Consider the following 10,045-nt stretch of genomic DNA (forward strand, 5'->3'; position numbering starts at 1 on the left):
TTGGCGATCAGGTAGTCGGCCAGCTCGTAGTCGTTGCCGATCTTCAGCTCCGGCCCCTTGGCGCGGAGGTTGGCCTCATAGCGGGCCTGTGCGCCTTCGGGGTTGTATCTGGTCTCGGTGGTGTAGTCGCTGTTGAGGTGCTCATAGGTGCACCGCTTTAGCTCCCGGTAGATGGTCGTATGATGGACGCCGAGCTCCTTGGCGATGTCCGTCGGCTTCATTCCTGCGCGGATGAAGGCGTCGAGCTGGATGCGCTTGGTCGGCGTCAGATGGCTCCAGTGCTGTCCCATTGTGTTCCCCTCCGTGATAAAAGAAAAGGGGCGGCCGGCGGGCCGCCCCTTCTGTGTGTCAGTGTTCCTCGTACTTTTTCAGGAGCTCGAGCGTCTCCTCGTCTGTGATAATGTCAGCCAGCCTGCACTCCAGCGCGTTGCAGATCTTCAGCAGCGTCGGCAGCTTCGCGCCGTTGATGTCCCGGGCGCCGCGCTCGTACTGCTGGAGCACCTGCACCTTGATCCCGGCCAGATCGGCGAGCTGAGACTGAGACAGGCCGGCAGCCTTGCGGAGCTTTTGCAGCCCCTCGCTTTTGTAGGTCACTTTGATCGAGATGTCCATGTTGTTCCTCCCGCTTGACTTTGCCGTGGTTTCGTGGTTATAATGAAAAGGAACGGCGGGCGGGATTTTTCCCGCCGTCCTTCGACCTTACTGCTTGGGCTTTTGGTTCGGCTTTATTGTGATCGTAATGGTGGCAACCTGTTCACACTTTAGAGCCTGTTCCAGCAGCTCGAGCAGTTTTTTCATCTGCTCAGCATCCACGGCTTTGCCTCCTTTCCGCGGTTTTGTTCTCCTTTCTTTCTGTACTCGGCTATCCCTTGCCTGTGATTATATTATAGAGCATTTGCTCTATAATGTCAAGCATAATTCGGCAGATTTTCAACATTTTCCCGCGTTTTTCCACAAAAAAAACCGCACGGCGTCGCTGCCGTGCGGTTTTCTCATTCTTTCCCGAGCAGGTGGTTGATGGTGGTGCCGAGAGCGGTCGCCAGATAGTCCAGCTCGTAGTCAGCGACGACTCTGCTGCCGTTTTCGATCCGGCTGATGACCTTCTGCGTGACGTCCAGCCCAATGATCTGGAGCTTGTAGGCGAGCTGTTCCTGTGACAGGTTTGCCCGCAGCCGCTCCTCCCTGACTCTCTCCCCGGAGATGTTGCACCTGCCGTCTGGTTTGTATATTTTCGCAGCCCTCGCCTCCCTTTATGCTAAAGATGACTATGCAATATTGACTTTACCAGTTTTGGCGTGGTAATATTATGCCAAAGATGACTAAACGCTAAAAAGCGCACATAGGAGGGAAAAGCATGGGTACAAGGTTTAGACGCAGCTTTAAGGTGGCCCCGGGTGTCCGGGTAAACCTGAACAAAAAGAGCGCGAGCATCAGCTTCGGCCCGAAGGGCCTGAAGCACACGGTCAGCACGACGGGGAAAAGCCACACGACCGTCGGGATCCCCGGGACGGGTCTGTCATATACGACGAGCTCCGGCGGGAAGTCCGGCGCGCAGCAGGGCGCGGTCAGCATCCCCGCAGCGCAGCGGCCGACGTCGCCGAAAAGCAAGACGGTGGCGCTGCTGCTGTGCATCTTCCTCGGCTTCTTCGGTGTCCATCGGTTCTATGTCGGGAAAACCGGCACAGGCGTCATCTGGCTGCTGACGGCCGGGGCCTGCGGGATCGGCTGGCTGGTCGATATTTTCACCATCGCGCTCGGCGGTTTCTACGACTCCGAGGGCCGCGTGCTGCGGTTCCAGCCCACAGAGGCCGAGCTTGCCGCTGCCGGTGAAGCGCCGGATCCTGACGTCGAGGAGTAAAGCCCCACATAACAGAAAAAAGCCCGCCCGGGATCTCCGGGCGGGCTTCTGCTTTTCTATGCGGTTTTAGAGCTTCGTGACGTAGTCCAGAGAGATCCAGCCCGCGCCGCTCTTGAGCTTGCCCCACTTGGTCGCGCCGGGGCCTGCGGCTTCGGCGACGATGGTGTAGATGCCCTTGCCCTTGATCTGGCCGGCGACGCCGTAGTTGGTGCCGGGGCCCTTGCGGATGTTCAGCACGTTGGCCGTCGTCCGCACGCGGTAGCTCGTGGCCGTGCCTGTGCTGCCGGTCGAGATGTCCGCAGCGTTTACCCAGCCGTAAACGGTGGAGCCGCCGCCGCTGACCGCCTTCAGGTGGTACGGGTGCGCCTTGCCGGCCGCGACGGCCGTGATGGTGGCCTTGCCGGGCTTGCAGATCTTGGCGTCCTTGGCCGCCGCGCTGGTGTAGTGCTGCGTGCCCTTGAAGTCGACCACGTCGCCGACCTTCAGGCCGGTCTCGGTGTTGCCGGAGGTCTGGTCGCCGGTGCTGCCGCCTGCGTCCGTGATGCCGAGGCGCTTGTTGACCTCGGCCGCGATCTGGCCGTGGCGGTTGTAGAGGTAGTCGCCCGGGCAGCTCTTATTCGCGTAGTCCCTGTGCACGGTCATGTTGCAGCCGTTCAGGTGGTTCACGCGGTCGTTTTTGCTGGTTGACCAGACGAGGCGCTTGATGCCGTTGCGCTTGCAGATGTCGGTCACGAGATCCAGCAGCGCGGCGTATGCCTTCGCGGAGACGGGCCAGTCAGGCGCGCCGCCGTTGTTGGCGACTTCGATGGTGACGGCCCGCTGGTCGTTGGCGTTGGACGAGGTGCACCACGAGCGGTTTGCCTCGTCGACGTACAGAGCGATCCGGCCGTCGGTGCCGATGCCGTAGTTGCTGGATGCCTGCCGCGCAGAGTTGGCGAACAGGTTGCCGCAGGTCTCGACGGAGCAGTTGCCGGCCATACAGTGGATCGTGATGGTGTCGATCTTCTTGGTGCGCTTGCCCGAGTGGTTCGGGCTGAGCTTGGTGTAGACCACCAGAGAGCTGTTACTCATTGTCGTCTCCTTTCCCGCCGGTCAGCTCGTCGAGGGTCTCGTCGGTGACGGTCTCGCCGGGCTTCAGCTTGATGTCGTCGGTGTTCTGGTTTTTCATGGGTTTGCCTCCTTTGCAAAAAGAAAAAGGGCGGGCCGGAGCCCGCCCCTCTCCGTCATTCGATAGTCAGGCCCTCGGTGTTGAGCTGCTTGACTGCTGCCTCGATCGCGTTGATGACGCTCTCCTCGTCGACCTTGAAGCCCTTCTGCTTCAGGAAGTCGATGACGTACTGCTTCTTCTCCTCGCCGCGGCCGGCGCCCTTGTAGAGCTGCTCAGCGGCAGCGACGCCGATCTTTACCCACGCGGTCAGCTCCTTGCGCTGTGCCTCGGTGGTCTGGCTCTTGAGCCACGGGATCAGGGAAAACGCTCACGCCGGCGCCGATCAGGGCGATGGCTGCGTTGACGATAGGGGTGATGTCGATGGTGTTCATCCTTTTGCCTCCTCATTGTTGAGAGTATTCCCGGACGGATCCGGGAGCGGGTTGCCGTCGGCGTCGAGCCCGTGGCGGTTTCGGCTGATTTTCTCGCCGAGGCTCTTGCCGGCGTATGTGATTAGATAGCCGACGCAGGCGGTGAAGATGGTGCCGGTCAGCTCACCGACCGGGTCGCGCCCGAAGGCAGAGAGCAGCAGAGAGCTGGCTGCGCTGAGCGTTGCCACGCTGGCCGCCCAGTATGCGAGCTTTTTGCTCACCTCGATTTTCTTTTTACGCTTGCGCCGGCGCTTCTTTGCGGCCATGCTGCTCACCTCCTTAGTCGATGATCGCGTGGATCCCCTGACTGGTGAGGAAGTCCTTCTGCGCGTGTTTGATTTTGGCAGCGTAGTCGAGGGCCGCGTGCATATCCCCGTTGCAATGCGCGTCAGGGATGCGCTGCATGGCCCGGGCCGTCGCCTCGCCGAGGGCGATGGCTGCCGACGTGCCCTGAATGGTGATGATCTGGAGATCTTCACGGGCACGCTCTCGGGCCGCTGCCTCTTGCTGTTTTTTGGCCTCCTCGGCCTCCTTTTGCTTCTCGCGCTTCTGGATCCTGTGCTCGAGCATCCAGAAGCAGAAGCCGGTCACGGCCGTCGGGATCCCCAGCAGGACGACGAGCGCGCCGATGTTGATTTCGATCATTGTGTCGCCTCATAAAAGCCGGAGGGCCGCAGGACGCGGCCCTCCTTGTTGTTTGGGCTTACTCCTCGACGTCGTCGAAGTAGCCCATGTCGACGAGATACTTGTGCACGCGGGCCTTCAGCTTCGCGGGGACGTCGTCCTCGGTGATGCGGCCCATGATGATCTCGCCTGCAAAAAGACGTACCAGCATTTCACGCTCCTCCTTTCCTGCAATTTTTAATAATAGCCACGCGAGGGCCCGGGCGATCATTCGGTCGCCCCTTCCTTCGCGGTGCCGGCGTTTGCGGCTGCCTCGAGGGCAGCGATGGCGTCCTCGACCTGCTTGCGCAGTTTCTTCGGGACGTCGTTGATGGTCATGGTGGAGCCTTCGCGGGTCAGCTCCTTGACGTACAGCTCGACGATCTTGCTCATGCTGTGGTGTCCTCCTCTCCGTCGCCATAGACCACGTCGGCCAGCTCCATGATGCAGCCCTTCAGCAGCTCGATGGTGTCAGCCTGTTCGGCGATGGTCTTGTCCTTCTCGGCCTCTGCGGCCTGTTTGTCGTTCAGCTCTTTGATGCTGTCAGCTCTGTGCTTAATCATGCAAAGTTACCTCCGATCGACTGGATGTAGCAGGTCTCCGTAGCGGAGCCGCGGAGCAGCTTGGCCTTGACCTTGACGCCCCACGCCGCGGCCGTCTTGGTCTGGTTGGTGAAATAGTGCTTCTGGCCGGTGCGGGCCTTCTGCGTGATGTCCTCCCACGTCGGGCTCGCGTCGTTGCCGTTGTTGCAGATCCAGACCTGAAGCGTGCAGCCGGCCGGGAAATTGCCCTGAATGTTGACGAGGGCCTTGGTCGGCATGGCGTCGGCCTCCATAGCGAGGGTCTGCTCGAACTCGACGGACGTGACGGCCTTGGTGAAGGTCAGCGTGCGGGTGACGCTGGCGTCCTTGGCGTCGGTCGCCACGATCTTCAGGGTGTGGCTGCCGTTCACGACCTTCAGCCACGCCTCGGAGCCGATCGTCAGCGTGTTGGTATGGCCGAGGGTCACGGTGTAGCTGCGCAGCGTGACGCCGTCCAGCATCTCCACGACGTCGACCTGATGGCCGTCGGCGTCGGTGACGGTGTACTCGTAGGACGGGGCCGCCGTGCTGAAGCTGCCGAGGGCGCCATCCGTGCCGCTGATGACGGGCGGTCGGTTATTGGTGACGGTGCGGGTGACGCTGGTGGTGTACGCACTCTCCGCGCCGGCGGCGTCGTATGCCTTGACGCGGTACTGCACGCTCGTCCATCCGTAGGTGATGGCGTCGGTGTAGCTGCGCGAGGATCCCTTGTAGATCTGCGCCCATGTGCCGCTCCCGACCTTACGCTCCAGAACGTAGCCGGAGAGGTTGCCGTCGGGGTCGGTGGAGGCCGCCCACGAGATGCTCAGGTTCTCGCCGCCGAGCACTTCGCTCGGGACAGTGATGGACGACGGCGCTGTGGGCGCCTGATTGTAGATCACTGTATAGCATCCATCCGAGTCGACGGAGTCGGAGATCAGGAGATCAGAGGACAGATTACAAGCGGGGCGCAGGCCGTAGCGGCCGTAGCAGGCGTAGTTCCAGTACAGCGCGCCACCGGAGTCGACGTAGCGGGCGCCGCGGGCCGAGCCGGCATAGGCGTCACGCAGCCAGTAGTACCACGCGGCACCAGAGCCCGGGTTGCTGGAATAGTTGGAATTGGCGACGCAGGAGGCCGTCACGGTGGCGATGCGGCTGTTGTTGTCGCTGAAGATCGCCAGCTTGCTGCCGCAGACGTGGTCGCCGCTCAGGCCGACCTCAGTGCAGGACAGGGGGAAGATCTTGTCCGTGCAGGTCTCCGTCCCGCCGCCGTCTGTGGAGCTCTTGCCGACCGTGATGGTGGTGTTCAGCAGAGCCGCCCGCTCGTTGGCGGTGAAGGCGTTCAGAAAACCGGCGAGGCCACTGTACGGGTTGACGCCGTTCCAGACGTGGGAGGAGTCCGGCGTCTGGTCTGCGGAGTGCTGTGCGGTGTACCACTGGCCGGCAGCCGCGGGGCTGTTGAGCCACTGGCGCAGGTTCGAGTAGATGTAGCGGTTGTTGCCGTAGCCGCGGCGGTCGCTGTTGCCGTTACTCGGTTCTGTTGCGTCGAAGCACAGCATCTTGATGATCTGGTTGGTCACGAGCGTGACGCTGTTGGAGGGGTAGCCTGCGTGGTTCTTATCGGCCACGATCCAGACGATCGGGCTGCCGTACAGGCTGCCGAACTTGACCTTCGACTTGTTTGCGAGGTTGCTCAGTTTTTGGGCCATGAGTTGTGTCTCCTTTCGGTGATGGTTTGAGCTCCGGGAAATAGCTGAAGAAATAGGCGTCCATGTTCTGCCGCAGGTGGTAGGTGTTGCCGTGTGAGATGTGGCCCGTCCAGCTCGCGTAGGATTGCACGACGCTGTCGAGTGTCATCTTGCCGGAGTCCACCAGCCCGCGGAACTTGCGGATCTTGCGCTTCATGTTGTCGATGCTCTTGGCTCGCACTTTTCTCACGACCTTGCCGGTCTGCGTGAGGTAGGTGTGAAAACCGAGGAAGTCGATGCCGTTCTTCAACGGGAGGATCTGCGTCTTGCCGTTCAGCCGAAGGCCGAGCGGCTTGATGTACGCCTCGATCTCCTTGAGTATCTGCCGGAGCAGCAGCTTGTCGCTGTGGATGATGTAGAAGTCGTCCATGTACCTGCCATATACGAGGCCGCGGTCATCCCTCAGCCAGTGGTCGAAGGCGTCCAGATAGAGCAGCGCGAGCAGTTGGCTCGACTGGTTGCCGATCGGGATGCCGTGGTCTGGCGTGCTGTCGATTATGAGCCACAGCAGCCACTCAGCGAAGTCGATCAGCTCGGGATCCTTCAGCCACTTCAGGGCCCGGCGGGCCGTTTCGTAACAGTAGGAATGGAGCAGGGTGTAAAAGAACTTTGAAAAATCGCCCTTCAGTACCCAGCCGTCGGCGTAGTCCCACTCGTTCATCGGCCGGGGCGGCAGGCCGGCAGCCTTGCGGGCTGCTTCGTCTGCTGCCTTTCGGCTGAAGAAATAGTGGCGCATAGCCGCAGCCAGACGGTCGAGGCCGTCGTGGGTGCCTTTGCCGATCTGGCCGGCGTAGTTGTCCCGGATGAAGCGCCGGGAGAACGCCGGCTCGAGGACGTTGTCGCAGAGCGAGTGCTGGACGACTTTGCCCTCGAAGTCGATGGCGAGGACGAGCCGCTCCTTGGGCTCGTACACCTTGAAGGGGTAGTAGGGCCCGAAGGAATAGTCGCGCCGCTGGAGCCTCTCAGAGAGGGCGACGGTGCGCTCGATGGCCTCCATGCGGTAGCGCATGGCGGTCGGGTTGTCGCGCTTTCCGCAGCGGGTTTTGCGGTATGCTTTGTAGAGCGCGATGGTGCTGTTTACGATATTCTCCATTGAAAAGTCTCCCCGCCGTGTATAGCTCCGGCCACGCTTTGCGTGCGCCGCCGGGAGCATCGGTGGTCTTGTGTTTACCCATGACCGGGCCGGTCAGACGGCCGCGGCTGCGGGAGGGATATGCCTTCCTTGGATGATGGGGCACAGTGTTCGCCTCCCGTCTCCGGGCGGTTAATAAGTCGGGCGATCCATCGAAGCGGGGCGCAGGCCGTTGTTGCCGTTGTAGGCGTTGTTCCTGTTCAGCGTGCCATCGGAGTTGACGTTGCGGGCGTTGTTGGCCGAGCCGGCACGAAAAAACAAGGCATACCCCGAGGGCCGCCTCACTGGTGACGCTTCTGCGCGTCCAGCTTGGCGGCCCTCTCTTTATCCGTTTTGTACCATTTGGCGGTCTGGTTCTTTACGCCGGCCGCCATCTTCGCCCAGTATGCAAAGGCGTCATCACTGAAGCCGCTGAGGATCTCGTGCGCGAGCTCGATGTGGTGGATCAGCTTTCGGCAGTTGCGAAGCGCCGACCGCTGCGCGCGATACCTGAGCTCACGCTCCTCGGGATCCGTCAGGAGCAGATCGTTGGCCTCCATCAGATCGGCGACGAGGTCGCTGGCCTCGTTCATCATCCTTTGCGCCAGACCGAGCCGCTCCTTCTTTGGAAATACGGCCGGGTTTCTGGTCTTGATGTAGGTGTGTTTCTCGAGCTCCTTGGCGTCCGTGATGACCTGCATCTCGGGCAGTTTGTCACGGCCGAAGGGCGGGCGGCCTACATTGGCCCGCTCGTATGGCCGCGAGTGTCCGTTGCTTGCCGTAGTATCTCACCTCCTCGCCTTTGATTGTGACGCGGGCGCTGCTGCCGTCGTAGGTCTTGCCCTGAATGACGATGACGCCGTCCTCCCGCTTGCAGCAGGAGCAGGGCAGGGCCAGCTCGACGAACAGGTGCGCGATGATGCAGGAGGCTTCGGCTGGTGGGATCGGGGTGTAGTTGTAGCAGTTTCCCATCAGCACTCGAGCCTCCGCTGCCCTGTGTTCCAGATGCCGGATCTCACGGTCAGCCCCTCCAGATCGTCGAATGTGATCTGGAAGGGGTTGCTCGTGATGTCCGTGCAAACGAAGTCCCACAGGGCGTCGACCTTCACCTTCAGAGCGTTGTCAGCCGCGTCGACATACTCCTTCGTCGTGATGTCCTTCGGGTCGTCGACTGCTCCGTAGTGTTTCATAGGCCGGCCTCCTTACAGTGCGATGCTTGTGATGATGACGAGAATCGGGTTGGAGGGCGCGGCCGCGAGCGTGACCGTGACTTTGCCGTTGGCCGAGGCCGTGGCGTTCTCGAAAGAGACGTCGCCGATGACCTGCTCCTTGGTGACGCTGTCGATCAGGATCACGCTGAGGATGTAGCCGGTGACGGTGAAGCTCTTACTCGCCGCGTCGCTGAGGGTCTGGACGGTCTTGGTGACGGCCTTCGGGATCGCGGGCTTGTTCTTGATGAAGGCGTCACTATTGCCGTCTGTCTCGTTCCAGTCGCTCTGGACGTTCTTCTCGGCGTCGGCGGGAGCGTGGGCGCTCTGGCTGTGGTCGTATGCCGTCTTGCCGCGGTCGCCGCGGTAGGCGGTGCTCACAGTCTCGCCGAGGGCGAGGTCGTTGCCGATGACGGCGTAGGTCGTCCCGCTCCAGCGGTACGTCTTGTTCTGGTACTCGCCTTCGCTCAGGATGACGTAGATCTTGTCGGACTCAGGCGTCAGGGCCGCGCCGCCGGAGGTTTTACTCAGCCAGTCGGCACCGAGGGCCGTGGCGCCGGTGCGGATGTAGGCGTCGACGACGTCGTCCACATAGCTCGGGAGCTGGTTGGCCGGCACCTTGCCGCCGCTGTCCAGCTCGGCCACGCCGCCGGCTGCGCCCTTTTCCGTTGCGGGGATCGCGCCGACGTCAGCGGCAGCGGACGGGATCGTCGGCTTGTCGCTCAGATCCTTATAGCTGCCAGAGAAGGCCACGGTCTTGAGGTCGCTGAAGAACTTCAGCACCTTGCCGAGCAGGACGCTCAGCTTCTCGCCGGAGGTGGGTGCCTCACGCTTGGTCGCTGCCTCGAAGGCGACGGTCACGTTGGAGCCGTCGCCGTCCGTGTTCAGCTTGCTGGTGTCCTTTGGGTGGACGTGGTCGCCGCGTGCGAACGCCATCTCAGTGCCGACGGCGGCGGTGCCGTTCATCTTCGGCGTAGTCGTGGACGCTGCTGCGCCCTCGGGGATGTCGCCGGAGGTGATAAAGCCGCTGTCGTTCTCGAGCTGCGAGAGCTTAGTCGGCACAGGGATCCATTTCTCACCTGTCCACAGGTACAGCGTCAGGTCGATGCTGTTGAAATAGATCTGGCCGATCTTCGGGTTGGCCGGAGGTGCAGCGAGCGGCTGCATGATGGCGTTTTGGAGCTCGTTCTGTGAGAGATCAATGCTTGTCAGGAATTTCACGGGTTTACCTCCTTAGTTGAAGTATGCAGTCCCGGAAAAGGCTGCGCAGAAGGTCAGGCGCACGGTGTTGTCGTCGAGGTAGTCGACCTCCCCGATGA

Annotated in this window: 19 protein-coding genes; 1 reads left to right on the forward strand and 18 read right to left on the reverse strand. The window is 61.6% G+C overall.

Annotated elements, in window-relative coordinates; all coding sequences use genetic code 11:
* The 3 genes from ACT84W_RS06985 to ACT84W_RS06995 form a co-directional block, all read right to left on the reverse strand.
* Window positions 1–290: helix-turn-helix domain-containing protein (locus ACT84W_RS06985; protein WP_444328688.1), on the reverse strand; the 290-nt coding region annotated here is incomplete at its 3' end.
* Between the two features lie 58 nt (window positions 291–348).
* Entirely contained in the window at window positions 349–612 is a 264-nt protein-coding gene (locus ACT84W_RS06990) for a helix-turn-helix domain-containing protein (RefSeq protein WP_008981396.1), read from the reverse strand.
* A gap of 380 nt (window positions 613–992) precedes the next feature.
* Window positions 993–1,229, reverse strand: coding sequence for a helix-turn-helix domain-containing protein (locus ACT84W_RS06995; protein WP_195385821.1), 237 nt, complete (start codon window positions 1,227–1,229; stop codon window positions 993–995).
* Window positions 1,230–1,354: 125 nt separating this feature from the next.
* Here ACT84W_RS06995 and ACT84W_RS07000 point away from each other — a divergent pair, with 125 nt between their 5' ends.
* A complete protein-coding gene (locus ACT84W_RS07000) occupies window positions 1,355–1,858 on the forward strand; it encodes a DUF4236 domain-containing protein (RefSeq protein ID WP_444328689.1) in 504 nt (167 codons plus the stop codon).
* Between the two features lie 66 nt (window positions 1,859–1,924).
* On the opposite strand, the gene ACT84W_RS07005 is transcribed toward ACT84W_RS07000, so the two are convergent.
* The 15 genes from ACT84W_RS07005 to ACT84W_RS07075 form a co-directional block, all read right to left on the reverse strand.
* Window positions 1,925–2,929, reverse strand: coding sequence for an N-acetylmuramoyl-L-alanine amidase (locus ACT84W_RS07005; protein WP_444328690.1), 1,005 nt, complete (start codon window positions 2,927–2,929; stop codon window positions 1,925–1,927).
* Window positions 2,930–3,081: 152 nt separating this feature from the next.
* Complete coding sequence (locus ACT84W_RS07010) at window positions 3,082–3,276, reverse strand: phage holin, LLH family (protein WP_444328699.1); 195 nt, start codon at window positions 3,274–3,276, stop codon at window positions 3,082–3,084.
* Window positions 3,239–3,397 carry a hypothetical protein gene (locus ACT84W_RS07015; RefSeq protein ID WP_444328691.1) on the reverse strand — a complete coding sequence of 53 codons (159 nt, stop codon included), beginning with the start codon at window positions 3,395–3,397 and terminating at the stop codon, window positions 3,239–3,241. Before ACT84W_RS07015 ends, ACT84W_RS07010 begins: the two co-directional genes overlap by 38 nt.
* Complete coding sequence (locus tag ACT84W_RS07020; protein WP_444328692.1) at window positions 3,394–3,702, reverse strand: hypothetical protein; 309 nt, start codon at window positions 3,700–3,702, stop codon at window positions 3,394–3,396. The genes ACT84W_RS07015 and ACT84W_RS07020 overlap by 4 nt, the downstream gene beginning before the upstream one ends.
* Window positions 3,703–3,715: 13 nt before the next feature.
* Window positions 3,716–4,081, reverse strand: coding sequence for a hypothetical protein (locus ACT84W_RS07025; protein WP_444328693.1), 366 nt, complete (start codon window positions 4,079–4,081; stop codon window positions 3,716–3,718).
* 58 nt (window positions 4,082–4,139) lie between these two features.
* Entirely contained in the window at window positions 4,140–4,271 is a 132-nt protein-coding gene (locus ACT84W_RS07030; protein ID WP_269129520.1) for a hypothetical protein, read from the reverse strand.
* A gap of 56 nt (window positions 4,272–4,327) precedes the next feature.
* Window positions 4,328–4,492, reverse strand: a complete 165-nt coding sequence (locus tag ACT84W_RS07035) for a hypothetical protein (RefSeq protein ID WP_444328694.1) — start codon at window positions 4,490–4,492, stop codon at window positions 4,328–4,330.
* Window positions 4,489–4,662: a hypothetical protein gene (locus ACT84W_RS07040; protein ID WP_444328695.1), complete on the reverse strand. Its 174-nt coding sequence runs from the start codon at window positions 4,660–4,662 to the stop codon at window positions 4,489–4,491. The genes ACT84W_RS07035 and ACT84W_RS07040 overlap by 4 nt, the downstream gene beginning before the upstream one ends.
* Entirely contained in the window at window positions 4,659–6,368 is a 1,710-nt protein-coding gene (locus ACT84W_RS07045) for a DUF6273 domain-containing protein (protein ID WP_444328696.1), read from the reverse strand. The genes ACT84W_RS07040 and ACT84W_RS07045 overlap by 4 nt, the downstream gene beginning before the upstream one ends.
* Entirely contained in the window at window positions 6,277–7,500 is a 1,224-nt protein-coding gene (locus ACT84W_RS07050) for a reverse transcriptase domain-containing protein (RefSeq protein ID WP_444328697.1), read from the reverse strand. Before ACT84W_RS07050 ends, ACT84W_RS07045 begins: the two co-directional genes overlap by 92 nt.
* Before the next feature lie 171 nt (window positions 7,501–7,671).
* Window positions 7,672–7,800, reverse strand: coding sequence for a hypothetical protein (locus ACT84W_RS07055; protein ID WP_443850193.1), 129 nt, complete (start codon window positions 7,798–7,800; stop codon window positions 7,672–7,674).
* A 20-nt stretch (window positions 7,801–7,820) separates the two neighbouring features.
* The gene (locus ACT84W_RS07060; RefSeq protein ID WP_008981408.1) at window positions 7,821–8,219 is read right to left on the reverse strand and encodes a hypothetical protein; all 399 of its coding nucleotides are present in this window, start codon (window positions 8,217–8,219) and stop codon (window positions 7,821–7,823) included.
* A gap of 13 nt (window positions 8,220–8,232) precedes the next feature.
* Window positions 8,233–8,496 carry a hypothetical protein gene (locus ACT84W_RS07065; protein ID WP_238043177.1) on the reverse strand — a complete coding sequence of 88 codons (264 nt, stop codon included), beginning with the start codon at window positions 8,494–8,496 and terminating at the stop codon, window positions 8,233–8,235.
* Window positions 8,490–8,708 (reverse strand): hypothetical protein, encoded by a 219-nt coding sequence (locus ACT84W_RS07070; protein ID WP_040649713.1) that lies wholly within the window; start codon window positions 8,706–8,708, stop codon window positions 8,490–8,492. The genes ACT84W_RS07065 and ACT84W_RS07070 overlap by 7 nt, the downstream gene beginning before the upstream one ends.
* Window positions 8,709–8,720: 12 nt before the next feature.
* Window positions 8,721–9,947 carry a hypothetical protein gene (locus ACT84W_RS07075; RefSeq protein ID WP_444328698.1) on the reverse strand — a complete coding sequence of 409 codons (1,227 nt, stop codon included), beginning with the start codon at window positions 9,945–9,947 and terminating at the stop codon, window positions 8,721–8,723.
* Window positions 9,948–10,045 lie beyond the last annotated feature (98 nt).

It is taken from the genome of Paratractidigestivibacter sp. (genome assembly GCF_052362415.1).
In the GTDB taxonomy this organism is placed as follows: Bacteria; Actinomycetota; Coriobacteriia; order Coriobacteriales; family Atopobiaceae; genus Paratractidigestivibacter.

Excerpts from the sequence above, each read along its gene's own strand:
- ACT84W_RS06990 (WP_008981396.1), bottom strand. The coding sequence starts at position 612 with ATGGACATCTCGATCAAAGTGACCTACAAAAGCGAGGGGCTGCAAAAG.
- ACT84W_RS07000 (WP_444328689.1), top strand. The coding sequence starts at position 1,355 with ATGGGTACAAGGTTTAGACGCAGCTTTAAGGTGGCCCCGGGTGTCCGG.
- ACT84W_RS07005 (WP_444328690.1), bottom strand. The coding sequence starts at position 2,929 with ATGAGTAACAGCTCTCTGGTGGTCTACACCAAGCTCAGCCCGAACCAC.
- ACT84W_RS07015 (WP_444328691.1), bottom strand. The coding sequence starts at position 3,397 with ATGAACACCATCGACATCACCCCTATCGTCAACGCAGCCATCGCCCTG.
- ACT84W_RS07020 (WP_444328692.1), bottom strand. The coding sequence starts at position 3,702 with ATGGCCGCAAAGAAGCGCCGGCGCAAGCGTAAAAAGAAAATCGAGGTG.
- ACT84W_RS07025 (WP_444328693.1), bottom strand. The coding sequence starts at position 4,081 with ATGATCGAAATCAACATCGGCGCGCTCGTCGTCCTGCTGGGGATCCCG.
- ACT84W_RS07030 (WP_269129520.1), bottom strand. The coding sequence starts at position 4,271 with ATGCTGGTACGTCTTTTTGCAGGCGAGATCATCATGGGCCGCATCACC.
- ACT84W_RS07035 (WP_444328694.1), bottom strand. The coding sequence starts at position 4,492 with ATGAGCAAGATCGTCGAGCTGTACGTCAAGGAGCTGACCCGCGAAGGC.
- ACT84W_RS07040 (WP_444328695.1), bottom strand. The coding sequence starts at position 4,662 with ATGATTAAGCACAGAGCTGACAGCATCAAAGAGCTGAACGACAAACAG.
- ACT84W_RS07045 (WP_444328696.1), bottom strand. The coding sequence starts at position 6,368 with ATGGCCCAAAAACTGAGCAACCTCGCAAACAAGTCGAAGGTCAAGTTC.
- ACT84W_RS07050 (WP_444328697.1), bottom strand. The coding sequence starts at position 7,500 with ATGGAGAATATCGTAAACAGCACCATCGCGCTCTACAAAGCATACCGC.
- ACT84W_RS07060 (WP_008981408.1), bottom strand. The coding sequence starts at position 8,219 with ATGCAGGTCATCACGGACGCCAAGGAGCTCGAGAAACACACCTACATC.
- ACT84W_RS07070 (WP_040649713.1), bottom strand. The coding sequence starts at position 8,708 with ATGAAACACTACGGAGCAGTCGACGACCCGAAGGACATCACGACGAAG.